Origin of the sequence: Acetobacter vaccinii (genome assembly GCF_008365315.1) — a bacterium.
Taxonomy (GTDB): Bacteria; Pseudomonadota; Alphaproteobacteria; order Acetobacterales; family Acetobacteraceae; genus Acetobacter; species Acetobacter vaccinii.
Map to the genome: position 1 here is coordinate 2,513,052 of NZ_CP043506.1, position 14,062 is coordinate 2,527,113.

The window sequence follows — 14,062 nt, forward strand, 5'->3', positions numbered from 1 at the left end:
AGAGAGAAATCGGCTCCTGTGGTCACACGCTGACGCAAGCCCCTTTGGATTGCATGGCTTTCGGTAGCACTGGTGAAACTGGTGGTCATCTAATCCTCAATCCGAATAAATCTTTTCTGGATCCATGGAGGGACTCAAATAAGGGGAAAACCCCGTCAAAATCACAGATATCGAAAGGAGATCGCGCATATCAATTTCACGCAGTTGGCTGGCCGGATTACCGCCATGGCGAATCCCGGGATAGTCGGACGCAAAGCTATAGATGGCTTTTGCAGACTCCATGACCTTGTTGTGGGGCCAAACACCCGCCTTGTCGCACATTGCACCGAAAGTGTTCGCCTTCCGGCCTTGCGGAATGCGGTTTTCCATAACGGTATTATAAGCAAGTATGTTCGGGTGCTGGGATAACATGGCTTCGAGCAGATTGAACTGAGCCGCAATACACTGCTTTACTCTCCGAGGAGATCGTTCGTCATGCAGATCTCGGATCGTCTCCTCGAAGGCCCCCATTAGCGCGGCCAGAGCGGCATCTTGAGCGCTGGATAACCTTAGATCTCGCAGCATCTTTGTGAATAGCCCTGGAAGCGTTGGATATATTGCCATCCTACGATTGAAGTACGGTCGGCGGACCTCGTAGCGAAGGCTGAATTTTTCTATGAAAGTCTGAACGGCAACGAAATACGCGTTCGACAGTTGATCGCCGCCGGCATCGTCAAAGGGCGTGAAGGCTTTTTCCAGAGTCTCGACGATGGCATGTTCCGATGACGCGTCGTCGAAAAAGTTGCGGATGTAATCCCGTGCGCATCCGTCGTCTGTGCTGGCCTCCATGTAGGTCTCCAGCTTGGTTTGATGTTGTTCGAGAGCCGCCTCGTAGGTTGCACGCGCCTCAAGGTCCTCCGGCAGGTGCAGCTCACCGTCGTCGTTGTACGATTGGTATGTCGGGGCGACCGGCGGCACCGGTCTTGGCAGCGCGGACTGAAGTATATCCAGCCAGAGGTCTTCGACCTCGATGTCGTTTTCTTCAATAAACTCGAACAGAGGTTCGAAGATCTCGGCCATCAGCAGGGTTGGGATCCCCAGAAACTCGCCACGCATCAGAGCTCCCCTCGGAAGGCGCGGTGCTGGAGGGAGGCGAACAACTTTTTACCAGTTGACAGGCTTTTCGAAAGCTTGGCTGCTTGTCCTCGGATGCTTGATATTTTGCCTTCGAATTCTGCCTGCATCTCAAGCGGAGCAACCGGTATTTCGTAGGCCATGAGCTGTTTCCGATTTATTTTCGGAATATTTGCACGTCCCGAAACTGATGCTGCGTAGCTAAGGAAATCCGAGCTCCCTAAGATAAAATGCAGATAGGAGTTCTTGACCACATCACTGTTTGCAACAAGTGCATACATGTCCGCGCTACACATTCCGACGCGATCCGCAATTGCAACCTTGTTCAAGTATGGCCGGATCTTACTGTAGATAATATCGTTAGGCTCAAACCGATATTTCCCACTGGTAACACCGTCTTGGGCGCAGGATACTACGCGATCCCATTCAATTTCAGCGCCGCCCTGCCGAATATGCTCAGGACCGACGTGAGGTAGTTGGGCGTTTTCTGGCAGTATTGGGTCAGCTAGAGAAGAGCGGGCTTCAATTACTTCTGCAAGGGCAACCCGTTCAAAAGAACCACTTCCAAATATCTCATGAAAGATCGCCTGGCCGAGGGTGTTTAGTTTGTCGAGGGCGCGGGTGCGGAGGCGGTAGAGCTCTGCTGCCTGATTCAGTATCCCCGCAATCCGCTTCTGCTCCTCCAGCGGCGGGAGAGGGACCGGTAGTGCGAGAAATGATCCCCTATCAAGGGAACGACGACGAGCGGTCGTAGAGCGTAGCTTCCCGAGATAGTAAGCGATGGCCTGCGGCGATTTGAGAAAATTTTCCAAATACATGGGATCAACCGATGCTCCCGACCTTATTTCCCAAATTCCATATGCCGGGCTGACGATGGCTTCATCATGAAGCTGCTGGAAGGATAGGACCCCTTCGTCGATGGGGAAGCCAACAACTAGTTGTCCACGTTCGACAACCTTGTAGCCTGACGTGTCTTCACTGGCGACGCGCTTTTTGAACTTGGTTGTGGGGTCGACCAAACCACCCGCCATTGTCATCGACAAAAGCGGGTAGTTGGTGGAACCAGCTTTTCTCGTTTTAGCGGGCTCGATTAAGTCACCCAAGCAAACTTGCAGGACGCTCATCCCAGCATCCCCTCAAGCCGATCCAGCCCCTCCGCGATCTCGGATTCCAGCGCGCGCAGTTCGGCGATGATCTCGGCGGGGGCGGCGTGGGCGACCTCCTCGTGCTCGATCTCCTTGTAGCGGTTCAGCGACAGGTCCCAAGACCCGGTGGCGATGATGTCCTCAGCAGGCACCATGAAGCTTTGCGCTGTGCGGGGCCGCGCTGCCTCGGCTTCCCAATCGCCCCAGCGGGTGAGGATGTCGGGCAGGTTGTTTTTCGTATGCTCCTCGTCCGTCAGCGTATGCGCTGGGCAGACGCCGAGCTTTTCGGCGTCCAGAAGCGGCGTTCGTTTGTCATCGAGGCTAAAGCCATCCGCCGTCATGTCGTAAAACCACACGCCCTCCGTACCGCCGACGCCAGTCTTGGTGAAGACCACGATGGCGCAGGACACACCGGCATAGGGGCGGAAGACGCCCGAGGGTAGTTTGATGATGGCGTCGAGCTTATGTTCCTCGACCAGCATCTTGCGAATGTCCTTGTGAGCGGTCGACGAGCCGAAGAGAACCCCGTCCGGCACGACCACCGCCGCGCGCCCGCCGATCCGCAGCTGCCGCAGGAAGAGCGCCATGAAGAGAAGTTCGGTCTTCTTGGTCTTGACGATCTTCAAAAGGTCCTTGGCCGTGGTGTCATAGTCGAGCGATCCGGCGAAGGGCGGATTGGCAAGGATCAGGGAATAGCCGCCCGCGTCGGTGCCATGTTCCTCAGCCAGGCTGTCGCGATAGGAGACATCGGCATTCTCGACCCCGTGCAGGGTCATATTCATCGCACCAATACGCAGCATGGTCGCGTCGAAGTCGAAGCCATGAAACATGTGATTGTGGAAATGGTCGCGCGTTTCCTTTTTTCGCAACATCTTCGGGTGGTGGTCGCGCAGGTATTCGCCCGCCGCCACAAGGAAGCCGCAGGTGCCCGCCGCTGGGTCGCAGATGGTATCACCGGGCTGGGGCTTCATGATGTTGACCATCAGCTCGATGATGTGGCGGGGTGTGCGGAACTGGCCGTTCGTGCCTGCGCTGGCGATCTTGCCCAGCATGTACTCGTAGACGTCGCCCTTGGTATCCCGGTCGTCCATGGGGATGTCGTCGAGCATCTGCACGACCTTGGCCAGCAAGTTGGCGTTGGAGAAACCAAGCCGAGCGTCCTTCATGTGGGTGCCGTAGGACGATCCTTCCTCACCTAGCTGGCGCAGGAAAGGGAAGACGTGCTCATCCACGATGCGCATCATCTCTCTGGCTTCGAAATGCTTGAAGCGGGACCAGCGAAGATTGTCGTAGGGCTCGCCCTTGTCGTCGGTGCCTTCGGGGAAGATGCGGCGGGCGATGGGTCGGCCGAGGTCTTCTGACTTGCGTTCCTCGACCGTCTGGAGGTCGTCGAGCCGCTTGATGAACATGAGGAAGGTGAGCTGTTCGATCACGGAAAGCGGGTTGGAGACCCCGCCGGACCAGAACGCGTTCCAGATCTGGTCGATCTGGGTTTTGATTGTGCCTGTGATCACTTGCTGCCTACTGTAATTGTCGCGCGGTTCATGTGCATGAGGGGCGCTTTGTAAATGACTGGACGTCGATCTCATAGGCGCGGGCCATGACCGTTTCTAGTTCGTGGTTCATTTGCCGTTCCATCCAGGGCCGGCCGGAGGTGCCGAATGCCTTTTCAAGGCGTAGCGCCATCTCCGGCGAAATGCCGGATCGCTCGTTCAGGAAGTTGCACCCGAGCACCTGGCCGGTATTGGTTGCGGACAAGCCGTTGGGATCAAGGCACTCTTGGCGAACAAACATTCCGGGATGGGTCACGTATGTTTCTCCATTTCTGAAACCGTAGAGTGGTAGTCGACAGTTATCAATGGGTCGTCGTACGCATATCCGTTGCACGTGACGGCGTTCTACTCAAGGTCCGGCGCATGTATTCGCGAGGAAGGAGCCGAAGCCTGCGTTCTGCTCGTGGATATCGGGCTTGCGAGTTTCGCGCGTAGACGTGCGATCTCCTGTCGTGCCCGCTCTTTTTCGGCCTGACGTTCCCTGTCCCACCGTCGGATGCGGTCGGCTCTGGCCTGCACCAGCCTGTTAAAACGGCCTGCAAGCCATGGTTCGAGTTTATCTGGATCGGCCATGGCGGTGAATTCAGCATCATATTGTTTATGAAAGCCCTCAAGGGCTGATCTGTCGCGTTCTGTCAAAACATGTCGGACTGGTTCTGGCGGCGAGGAGCGTAGCCCCACGATGTGAAGGAGGGCTTGAACGACAAAGCGCAGGACGTCAAGAAATTTAAGCAGGAGTTGCTGGTAGACTTTTTCCAGTTTCCCGGCTCGTCCGGTCATACGTTGCCAGCGGCTTTTCTCGGCCTCCTGCCATGCTCGTTTTGCCGTGGCGTAACGGTCATAGCTTTTTCGGAGCTGCTTCTGATAGGGGATAAGCTGTCTGCGCCATGTCGTTATGGTTCTGTTTCTGTCCAGAGGTTTCCAGCTTGCTTCCGGGGCTTGCTGGTCGAGAATAGCCTGTTGTTGCACAATAGCCTTTGTGATCTCCTTGTGGAAACGGGCCTCCCCTGCACTGATGATCCGGATAGAAGATGTGGGGCTGAGTGGTTCTGTTGTTGTCGTATCAACATTAGCCATACGTTGGAGCCAGAGTTCTCTTTGCCATTTGCGCATTTGGGGGCGTTTTATAACAGGTCTTTTTCTAAGGACGGTCTGAGTGTCTGGGCCTTTGGGGATAGGGTATTCCTCATAAAAATCAGCGGTTGTCCGGCGGATGGATAAACGGGTGCTTTTGATATCCGTCTCTGGCTTGCTGACTGTGGGGTGCTGTTCTTCTGCAAGAAGCTTTCTGAACTCCGTCATTCTGACTTTTGTGAGACGGGTAAAGCTGCCGATCAGTTTTCCGTCCTGATCTTCAATGATGTGCGCTCCTGACCTTTTATCCGCTCGGTCTCCTTCGCGCATGGTCAGGCCATGTTCCGTCAGTGCTGCACGGAAAGACTTTAATCCGTCAGACTGGGTCCAGAGGGAGCAGACAAGCTGTTTCAGTTGCGGGAGGTCTAATCCTTGTCGTTCAGCCGTGCGATGTGACTGGGACGTATAGGCAGCACGAGGTTTGTCAGTGGGGTGCTCTGGAACAAGAGCATCAATCAGGACTGCTTCCTGATGTCGGCCTTCTTTGCGAAGAGCTTTGGCAATCGAACAGTCGTGGCGTCCAGCGACCAGCGCGTGACCCAGCCTGATTTCTTCCAGCCTTGCGAGTTTCTCCAACCGTATCCAACTAAAACGATTGTCTAAAATATGACCCTGTTGCCATTCAGGGAGGAGAAGATGCCCATGAGTGCTGCCATCTTTCTGATGGATGACCAGAGTCATATGCTCCGGGTCTCCATGGAATTCGTGACAAATCCTTCTGGCAAACTCTTCCAGTTGGGCGTCTGTCATGGGTTCATTGGGATTGAAAGCGATGTGACGCAGACCATAGGTCAGGTTTTCGCGTCTCGCTTCCCGCATGGCATCGTAAAGCAACCAGTCTGACCCAGCCATGATCCTGATTGCTTTCAATGAAGTGTTTGGGCAGACCGGACGCACCTGCGCCCGGTTGACGGTTGCCCTGAGCGGGTCAGAAGCTGGTCAATCTGGTGCAGTCTGTTTTCCAGTTCGCTCAATATCGTTTCGCAGTAAACGGCGTCACCACAATGGGCGGAATGAGCCAACTGATTCAGATTGTTACCAATGCGTGAGAGGGCATGACGCAGGTTGTAAAGTTCTGCGCTGACCTGCTGACCATCGTCACCAGCCAGTTCTGAGGTCATCAGGAGAGCCCTGATCCAGTGGGCGGTGGTGGCATGGCCGAGGTGGCGGGCAACGCTATTCCAGCGGTCCAATTCAGTTGGGCTGGCTCTCACAGAGAGACGAGAAGTTCGGGCAATCGGCATAACAAAGTGCTCCTTAAAGGGGGTCAACGGGGGAAGTATTCCCCCTTGCCAGCTGCGCCATGCACCCGGAACGGGTAGCCATGGGGCACTGCTGGCTCCTTCTAAAGATAACCTATTGAGATGCCCGATTTCCTGTTTTTGTTTTTATACAAACAAGACTGTCACCATAAGGCTTTCAGAAAGGCATGATGCACTCGGGTGGATAGGTAAGTGCTTCAATGACCTGCTTGAGATTGGCAACTTCAATCCCGCTTGTGTAGTTCATTGTTCCTTGACTCTTGTGGGTTGCTTCATGGCCGAGGACAGTATCAATCTATAACTCTCTAATGTGCGCTTCCTGATTTCTAAGTTTTGTGCTGACGGTATGGCGGAAAGAATGGAATGTCACAGCTTCTGGCAGACCGAGCCTTTTTTTATGCTTTGAGAAAGAGCGAGCAAAGTTATCACCACGTTCACCTGATGCTGAAACAGTCAGATCAGGAAAGAGGTATTTTTCACCATTGCCCTGAAGCAGTTTCAGCCTTTCCATTCCGAGCAGACTGGAATGAATAGGAATGATACGGGTGCCCGCTGTGGTCTTTGGTGACCAGCCATCTTCGGGGTGAGGGCGCACATGGAAGCAAGGCGCACCGTCAATGACTTCAATATCCTGTCGCCTGAGGTTACAGATTTCACCCAAGCGCATGCCTGTAAACATGCCGATAGTAATATGTTCGGTGAGAGACAGCCGTTCCTGACCATTCCGCATGCGCGAGTTGTGTAAGCTCGGCATCCGTCCATCCCCGGCGAACAATCTTCTTGGTGACATTGAAGTCCCAGCCAGACCATGGGTTCTTGTCGGCGAAATCCCGTTTGACCAGATGCTCCCATAGTGCAGACAGTCGAGAGAAATGGTTTTTGACAGTTTTTCCGCCAACTGTTTCCAGACCCCGTTCGTGCGCCTGTGTAATGACAACACGTAACGGGAGAACTGTTTTACCCTTCCCATGCGTGGCTGGCAGAGAAGAAAGTAAGTCAAAAAACTCTCCCGCCACGTTGCCCGTAATCTGTCGCACGGGCATATCGCCAAAAGCTTCAATGAACAGCTCAATAGTCTTCTTAGTGGCTTTTATAGTGTCGGCGCTCTTTGCCTTGTCGGAATAGATGAATCGTTCAGCCATGGTCGAGAGAAGAGGGGAGGACGTTTTTGGGGCAGGCTTGCGCTCTTCTTGTACGGGCGGGGCAGGTTTCTGTGGCACCGGCTGGATACTATGGACAGGCTGACGACTCTGGATGTCAACGATCATGCCGGACAGACGGTCAGCTTCCGCCTTGAGCATTTTCTTTTCCTGTTTGCTCAGGGCAATGCCGGTGGTGAGCTGCTGACGCATACTTTCAAAGCTCTGGCCGATCTCGCGTATCTTGCTCGAGCTTTCATCAAGGAAGGCATTTTCACTTTCAAGCCGTTCCAGCAGTGCCATGTTATGGGTGGCATCGCGGATTTTGCGGATTTTGCGGTCAAGGGCGTGACACTCTTCAGCAAGGGCAAGTGTTTCTTCCTGATCCCTGATTGTCTGGGCCTGAACAGCCAGCAGGTCTTTCATCAGATCAGTGTCAGGTTTTTCGTCCATCATCCTTGCTCTTTCAAACAGTGCGCCTGTGGACGCATAGAGGGCCGCCGCCCGCTCTCGGGCGATGAGCTTACTCTGAGTCTGTAAGGAAAGGGAGATTTCGGTTCTGCCGAGGCAGGCTTGCACGGCCTGAGGGACTGCGCGACGGAAGTGGTAATGAGAGCCAATGAGGCGGAGCATCTGCGTTTCCCGTTCTGGGAAGACAAACGGGAAAATCCCGCAGACCCGTCAAATTCTCACTTTACTGTTATATTTCAAGAGGTTAGTGGTGCGAACTGCGGGACTCGAACCCGCACACCATTGAAGGTTGGAGATTTTAAGTCTCCTGCGTCTACCATTCCGCCAAGTTCGCTTAGCAACGAATATTTCTCGCAAATAGATAATTGTGTCAATATGCGGAGCATGAATTTGGAAAACCATCTTGTTTTGATGTTACCTCATAACCTCGTTCTGTGTATGGAAATCAGAGAATATTATAATATAGAATTAACGATCCAACTCGCATATTTAATGTTTATACTTAAGATTTAGAATATCTGATACCTGAGAAAACTGATCAATAACCACCTGTCATTCATGTAATTTCTTCAGTTTAAGGTTATCAGGAGTTATCTTTGATATAGAGATGGAATGGAAGAGTCGAAAACCCCTTTGTTTGTGGGTATCCTACATCTTTTAGCCGCAACATATTGGATTAAGCATTAGGTTCTGTTGACAAAAGGTCTTTGCAGGCTGGCCTGGACGTGATTCAACGCGGGTCTTTACGGAGACCTGTGGATGCGTGGCGACCTGACGGACGAGGAATGGGCGATCATTGGCGGCCTGCTGCCGCCTGAACGTGGCCGCTGGTCCCGACCAGCACAGGATAATCGTCTGTTTCTCAACGGAATGCTTTATGTCCTGCGTGTCGGTTGTCCGTGGCGGGACATGCATGAGCGCTACGGAAAATGGAACTCAGTGTATGTGCGGTTCCGTCGATGGGCAGAGCAAGGCGTCTGGGACGCTCTACTGGAAACGCTGGTTGAACTCGGCCTGACCGATGACTGGCAGCACATGATCGACAGCACGGTCATTCGGGGTCACAGCCAGGCGGCTGGCGCAAAAGGGGGACTCATAAGGAAGGCTTTGGTCGAAGCCGCGGCGGCTTTACGAGCAAGATCCACGCCCGCGTTGACGGTCAGGGACGCCCTCTTGGCTTTGAACTGACGGGCGGTGAAATTTCTGACTACTCTGGCGCTGATGCCCTGATGGACCTACCGGTCGTGACACCGCGCCGACTTCTGGCCGACAAAGGGTATGATAGTGACAGGATACGGCAGAACCTGCTTTTTCGAGGTATTCTTCCTGTTATCCCGCCGCGTTCAAACCGCACAGAGGATATCCCCTGCGACTTCCGTTGTTATCGGGATCGCAACCGTATCGAGCGGATGTTCAACAAGCTGAAGCAGTTCCGACGTATCGCCACACGCTATGACAAGACAAGAAAATCGTTTCTCGCCTTTCTTAACCTCGCAGCCGTAAAACTGTGGCTACCGTCTTTTGTCAACAGAACCTAATCCTCCGCTTAAAACCCGGCTGTTAAAGACAAGCGTGCAGAAATAGGCTCAATGGGATGACCTGTGGCCCCTGTTTGAACGCTAGATGTTGGTGTCAGGCGATAATCATAAGCATATTGTGCTGCATAAGCGTGAGTATCGAACGCGTTAAACACACTTGCTTCTAACTTCAGCTTGGAAGTAAAGCGATAGCCTAGGTTCATGTTGACCTCTTTGTATCCACTCGAGCGCAGGCTGTTATCCTCCACGAGAGGGTAGCCACCTAACCAGCGAACCTGTAATCCCCCATACCAAGGCCCTCGATCCAGAATGATACCGAATGACCAGACAAAACTCGGTGCATTTGTGACATAAGGTCCATCGATACCATATTTCGAGAGGTCTTTTGCCTGGTAACGAGCTTTGGCGAATGAGAGATCAGTATTGATCTCAAGCCATTGGAAGGGCGTGTATTGTGCAGATAATTCCACACCTTTGCGTCGGCTGGCAGGCCCTGGGGAAGTTACCCCTGCATCTCCGTCGTAGCTAAGTTCAGAATCAAAATCGATAATAAAGGCGGCAGCTTGAACGTTCAGGTGGCGCAGGGGCGTCGTTCGAACCCCGACTTCACCACTGACGGCTGATGTCATAAGAGGAACTGTTACCGAGCCTTTGGTGAACTCACCAGATGCATAAGAACCGGAAACAGAGCGGAAATCATTGGAATGAAAGCCACGCCCCGCACTGAGATAAAGCTCTGTTTTCTGCCATGGCCCAAATATCAGGCTACCTTTGGGCTGGAACAACCACTGATGCCGTCGTGTCAGGCTGCCATCAACCTCGTTACTATCAGTGCCGCCTTGATAGTCTTCACGCAGCCCCACAACCGTACGTAACCACGGCAACCAGTGCGTCGTATTCTGCACAAAAAGTCCGACTGCACCCAAATCGATAGTATCCGCATTACACAGGTAAGGCCGGGTTGCTTCAAGGCTGGAAGGGCAGTTGGGAAGAGCAATACGTTGTCGTGTATGGCGGCGGTCAACATAGAGAAAATCATAGCGACCCTGCACACCAACCTGGGTTTCAGTTTTAACAGTTCCAACATGATCTTGCCGGGCATAGACGCTACTGCCGCCAAGAGTAGTGCGTGTTTCATCCTGCTGCTGCTGATCACCATTCACAGGATCATCCAGATAGTGCGTGAAGTTGTTCCAGAGTGTCAGCCTGTCATGGGCAACAAAAGCACTTGTCGTCCATTTCCAGTTATCGCGGCTAAGATGATAGTGTCCTGACAGGCTGTACCGCTCCGAGAAACCACCATCAGTCGGATCCAATGAACCATAACGGCTGATCAGTCCTTCGGAATAGGCCGCAAGCGGCTGGTCATTGGTTGCACGCCATTGACCACGATAAAACATGGCTGTCAGGTCAAAACCACTGGCTGCACTACCATGTGTGTAACGCGACAGAGCCCGAATGCTGCGAGCATTATCTGGATATTTCCATGGTCCATCTGAATGCGAAATATTGAAAGCATTGACCCACCGGTCACCATTTTCAAAGTGCGTGGTGCCGCCAATATAGGCACGATAATCACCTAACGTACCCGCACTCAGGCTGATCTGCCGTCGAATTTCATCAGCCAGTTTCATATGGTCCGAGCCAGCAACGCCAAAGTCACCAATATCCGCGTGAAACGGCCCCTTGGTATAATCAACACCAGACAACGTCTCGGGAATAAGAAAATTGAGGTCCGTGTATCCTTGCCCATGAGCATTACTGACACCGTTAATCGGCATATCATCAACAAATGTTGCCAAATCTGTACCATGGTCGAGGTTGAAGCCACGTAACAGAAACTGATTGGCTTTGCCCTCACCGGAATGAGATGTCACGACCAGACCGGGTACAGCCTCCAGCAGTTGGCCAACACGGTAGACAGGTCGCAATTGTATCTCCCGTGCAGTCAGCGACCCTTCACTGGCAGTCGCGGCTCGGCCCAGAAGATTATGACGGGAAGCTATGACCTGAACAACTTCAGCGGGTCGATTGCCCGCATCCACTTTCTCGGATGCTACAGGTTTTGAGGCGGCACCCCCGGGGCCCTTTGGCTGTCGGGGAGAGTTAACTGCGGCCTGTGTGCTGGAACGCAGGGCATACTTGGGTTTCTCTTCGTCTTCCGCAAAAGCTGGTTGTGTCAACAGAACGAAAAAAGAGGGCAGGGAGAGTGAAAACAGAGCTGTTGCCGTAACCAAATGCCGCTGACTGGCCCGTTGAATAGTTCCACACCGGAGCCGCATTGAAGAAAATGAGTGAATAGTCATAGTGATCCTGCAGCGTGCAAAGGCCGCGTGTTCATCCAGTTCAATTGCTATGTGACCGGGATAGTCCTATGTTCGTTCCCGATAGAAACAACACTCAGGATTGCCGGAAAGACATGGATAAACAGGCCTGATGAAGCCGAAAATATCAGAAGAGCAGAATGGCCATTAGCCGAGCTGTAAGCCTGAGATCTTTCTTGCAGGCAAAAAACCATGTGCTGCATGGCACACGACACACAGGAGGCTCATCATCATCACTCTCTCAGGAACCGGCCATCCCCGACCGATACTCAGGCTTATCATGACGATGGCAGGTCTCCTGACTCGCGGATCACAGATATCTGCCCAACCTTCCCAGCCTCACTCAGGCCAGTGGCTTGTTTCCGCAAAGAAACAATAAGGACACATTCTCACCGCCAACAGTTGCGGGGGCAGTTGCTGACTGGCTTCCGGACTATTTGTCCTGCCAAAGCGCACAGCATTCCCTTTTCATCCGTTCGCACGGAACCATCGACTTGTGGTGTGTTCATAACCACGCATTTACTGCCTATCAAGAGACTGTTTTGAGTCTTGGCCACGGCACCTGCTTTTCAAACCATGCGCCACCGTGTAGTCTTGGGACAGTAATAGCAGGGAAGTCGGTGTAAGCCCGACGCGGTCGCGCCACTGTAATTGTCGTCACGCCATGCGTGCACAAAGCCAGACCCCTGCTAGCCCTTGTCCCACCCCGGAACGCGATTTTCCGAGCGGAGTTTATCATGAGCCACGGTTTTTCCTCGCCCATTCCTGCCGCCGCACCAGTTGCCATTCCTGTGCGCGCACTTCTTCCCTGGGCGATTTTTGGCCTGATTTTGTCGGCAATGCTCCTGTATTTCGTGGGTGCTGAACAGGGGGCCACTGCGTTACTTTCCGGTCATGCCGTGCATGAATTTGTGCATGACGGACGGCACCTGCTGGGTTTCCCCTGCCACTGACAGCAGGAATAGTCTCATGGCCGGACGCCTTCTGGCGCGTGGCATGATTGCCGGTGTTTGCGCGGCATGCCTTGCCTTTGTTTTTGCACGCCTGTTTGGCGAGCCACAAGTTGCCCTTTCTATCGCCTTTGAAGCGACGCAGGATGCAGCAAAAGGGATAGCCCCTGAGCCAGAACTCGTCAGCCGCAGCATCCAGGCCTCCTTAGGCCTTTTGACAGCTGCGGTCATGTATGGTGCGGCTTATGGCGGTGTTTTTGCTGTTGTCTTCAGCCTGGCTTATGGACGGGTAGGGGGGCTGTCACCCCGCGCCTTGGCGTTACTGCTGGCCGGGGCCGGGTTTCTGACCTTTGTGTTGATCCCTGATCTCAAATACCCTCCCAATCCCCCCGCTGTAGGCCTGGAAGAAACCATAGGCCTGCGAACTGTCACGTATTTTGGCATGATCATGCTGTCGGTCTGTGTCATGGCGGTTTCCATTCTACTGGGCCAGCGATTGATACAGCGTTTTGGAACCTGGAATGGGGCTATAGCGGCAGTTGGTATCTTCATAGCCCTGACTGCGCTGGTGCAAGCAGGCCTTGTGGATATCAATGAGGTTCCACAAGATTTTCCTGCCGTCGTTCTCTGGCGCTTCCGCGAAGCGGCCATTGGCATGCAAATTGTCTTATGGAGTGCGCTGGGGTTGATTTTCGGGCGATTGGCAACACCCGTTCTACTCTCGACAGATATTTCACAGCGCCCCAGGCGCTAAAGCTCTGCCTGATTATCGGGGGTGCTTTGCTGCACCGATCCAACAGTCTGGAAGCAGCAAAGCCATGGGAACCCCTTCATGTTCTCATGGGTCAAGAAGGTTCACACAGGCAACATAGTCTTAACCAAGCGGCACACCTATGCGGGAAACACGCCAACCCATATGGTAAGACATGTCACTACGGCTTGACGGCGGCACATCCAAGCGCCCAACCATTTCTACTCCACCACCCAGACCATGAATTAACAGCATCCGTATCACTGCCGGACGGGCAATGATGACCCGGTGACTAGCATCATTGGCTAAACTGCCAAGCCAGCCACCGATGCGGTCAAAAACCGCGCCTGCACTTTCCCCCGAGGGTGGGGAAAATTGGGGATCATTCAACCAATCCCGCAATGCTGTCGGTGACAGGTCCCGCAAATTACGGCCATGCCACTCACCATGATCACGATCACTAAGTGCCGGGACAACCTGGATATTCTGCTCGAAACAAGGCTGCCCCATGAGAGAGACATCGGGCCCAATAATCATTAGGCACTGCGGCTCCACTGTTTGCAGCCATGCCGCGGAACCTGCCTCTAACTCGCTAAGACTGTTACGAGCAGGGATAAAACCTCGCCGCATATCAGCAGGCGCACTGGAAGCAATGCAGAAGAGCTTCATACTATCCTAGCAT

At 53.4% G+C, this 14,062-nt stretch carries 13 protein-coding genes, 1 tRNA gene and 2 riboswitches; of the genes, 3 read left to right on the forward strand and 11 right to left on the reverse strand.

What is annotated here, in order from left to right; genetic code table 11:
* Positions 1-96: 96 nt before the first annotated feature.
* From FLP30_RS11265 to FLP30_RS11300, 9 genes are all read right to left on the reverse strand, one after another.
* Entirely contained in the window at positions 97-1,095 is a 999-nt protein-coding gene (locus FLP30_RS11265) for a hypothetical protein (protein ID WP_149279888.1), read from the reverse strand.
* Positions 1,095-2,237, reverse strand: a complete 1,143-nt coding sequence (locus tag FLP30_RS11270; protein ID WP_149279889.1) for a restriction endonuclease subunit S — start codon at positions 2,235-2,237, stop codon at positions 1,095-1,097. The genes FLP30_RS11265 and FLP30_RS11270 overlap by 1 nt, the downstream gene beginning before the upstream one ends.
* Complete coding sequence (locus tag FLP30_RS11275; RefSeq protein ID WP_149279890.1) at positions 2,234-3,772, reverse strand: type I restriction-modification system subunit M; 1,539 nt, start codon at positions 3,770-3,772, stop codon at positions 2,234-2,236. The genes FLP30_RS11270 and FLP30_RS11275 overlap by 4 nt, the downstream gene beginning before the upstream one ends.
* A 28-nt stretch (positions 3,773-3,800) precedes the next feature.
* Positions 3,801-4,067: a HigA family addiction module antitoxin gene (locus FLP30_RS11280; protein ID WP_210419280.1), complete on the reverse strand. Its 267-nt coding sequence runs from the start codon at positions 4,065-4,067 to the stop codon at positions 3,801-3,803.
* An 89-nt stretch (positions 4,068-4,156) separates the two neighbouring features.
* A complete protein-coding gene (locus FLP30_RS11285; protein WP_149279891.1) occupies positions 4,157-5,797 on the reverse strand; it encodes a hypothetical protein in 1,641 nt (546 codons plus the stop codon).
* A gap of 14 nt (positions 5,798-5,811) precedes the next feature.
* Positions 5,812-6,189, reverse strand: a complete 378-nt coding sequence (gene mobC, locus FLP30_RS11290; protein WP_149279892.1) for a plasmid mobilization relaxosome protein MobC — start codon at positions 6,187-6,189, stop codon at positions 5,812-5,814.
* Positions 6,190-6,502: 313 nt separating this feature from the next.
* Positions 6,503-6,868 carry a tyrosine-type recombinase/integrase gene (locus tag FLP30_RS14125; protein WP_246856516.1) on the reverse strand — a complete coding sequence of 122 codons (366 nt, stop codon included), beginning with the start codon at positions 6,866-6,868 and terminating at the stop codon, positions 6,503-6,505.
* Positions 6,861-7,979, reverse strand: a complete 1,119-nt coding sequence (locus FLP30_RS11295; RefSeq protein ID WP_168200098.1) for a DUF6538 domain-containing protein — start codon at positions 7,977-7,979, stop codon at positions 6,861-6,863. Before FLP30_RS11295 ends, FLP30_RS14125 begins: the two co-directional genes overlap by 8 nt.
* 86 nt (positions 7,980-8,065) lie before the next feature.
* Positions 8,066-8,151, reverse strand: a tRNA-Leu gene (locus tag FLP30_RS11300).
* Between the two features lie 425 nt (positions 8,152-8,576).
* On the opposite strand from FLP30_RS11300, the gene FLP30_RS11305 reads away from it, so the two are divergent.
* A protein-coding gene (locus tag FLP30_RS11305; RefSeq protein ID WP_210419281.1) for an IS5 family transposase occupies positions 8,577-9,355 on the forward strand; the annotation gives its coding sequence in 2 pieces (ribosomal slippage) (positions 8,577-8,904 and positions 8,904-9,355; 780 coding nt in all).
* Positions 9,356-9,363: 8 nt separating this feature from the next.
* Here the strand turns inward: FLP30_RS11305 and FLP30_RS11310 are convergent.
* Positions 9,364-11,661, reverse strand: coding sequence for a TonB-dependent receptor (locus FLP30_RS11310; RefSeq protein ID WP_246856517.1), 2,298 nt, complete (start codon positions 11,659-11,661; stop codon positions 9,364-9,366).
* 289 nt (positions 11,662-11,950) lie between these two features.
* A riboswitch (cobalamin riboswitch) is annotated at positions 11,951-12,185 on the reverse strand.
* Between the two features lie 66 nt (positions 12,186-12,251).
* Positions 12,252-12,387: riboswitch (cobalamin riboswitch) on the forward strand.
* Between the two features lie 29 nt (positions 12,388-12,416).
* Here FLP30_RS11310 and FLP30_RS11315 point away from each other — a divergent pair.
* Complete coding sequence (locus FLP30_RS11315) at positions 12,417-12,632, forward strand: CbtB domain-containing protein (protein WP_149279893.1); 216 nt, start codon at positions 12,417-12,419, stop codon at positions 12,630-12,632.
* A 16-nt stretch (positions 12,633-12,648) separates the two neighbouring features.
* Positions 12,649-13,383, forward strand: a complete 735-nt coding sequence (locus tag FLP30_RS11320) for a CbtA family protein (protein WP_149279894.1) — start codon at positions 12,649-12,651, stop codon at positions 13,381-13,383.
* A 120-nt stretch (positions 13,384-13,503) separates the two neighbouring features.
* Here the strand turns inward: FLP30_RS11320 and FLP30_RS11325 are convergent, their stop codons facing one another.
* Positions 13,504-14,049 (reverse strand): histidine phosphatase family protein, encoded by a 546-nt coding sequence (locus FLP30_RS11325; protein ID WP_149279895.1) that lies wholly within the window; start codon positions 14,047-14,049, stop codon positions 13,504-13,506.
* Positions 14,050-14,062 lie beyond the last annotated feature (13 nt).

What these genes read in the sequence shown, in the direction of transcription:
- FLP30_RS11315 (WP_149279893.1), top strand. Translation starts at nt 12,417, where the DNA reads ATGAGCCACGGTTTTTCCTCGCCCATTCCTGCCGCCGCACCAGTTGCC.
- FLP30_RS11325 (WP_149279895.1), bottom strand. Translation starts at nt 14,049, where the DNA reads ATGAAGCTCTTCTGCATTGCTTCCAGTGCGCCTGCTGATATGCGGCGA.
- FLP30_RS11295 (WP_168200098.1), bottom strand. Translation starts at nt 7,979, where the DNA reads ATGCTCCGCCTCATTGGCTCTCATTACCACTTCCGTCGCGCAGTCCCT.
- FLP30_RS11285 (WP_149279891.1), bottom strand. Translation starts at nt 5,797, where the DNA reads ATGGCTGGGTCAGACTGGTTGCTTTACGATGCCATGCGGGAAGCGAGA.
- FLP30_RS11310 (WP_246856517.1), bottom strand. Translation starts at nt 11,661, where the DNA reads ATGACTATTCACTCATTTTCTTCAATGCGGCTCCGGTGTGGAACTATT.
- FLP30_RS11320 (WP_149279894.1), top strand. Translation starts at nt 12,649, where the DNA reads ATGGCCGGACGCCTTCTGGCGCGTGGCATGATTGCCGGTGTTTGCGCG.
- FLP30_RS11265 (WP_149279888.1), bottom strand. Translation starts at nt 1,095, where the DNA reads ATGCGTGGCGAGTTTCTGGGGATCCCAACCCTGCTGATGGCCGAGATC.
- FLP30_RS11270 (WP_149279889.1), bottom strand. Translation starts at nt 2,237, where the DNA reads ATGAGCGTCCTGCAAGTTTGCTTGGGTGACTTAATCGAGCCCGCTAAA.
- mobC (WP_149279892.1), bottom strand. Translation starts at nt 6,189, where the DNA reads ATGCCGATTGCCCGAACTTCTCGTCTCTCTGTGAGAGCCAGCCCAACT.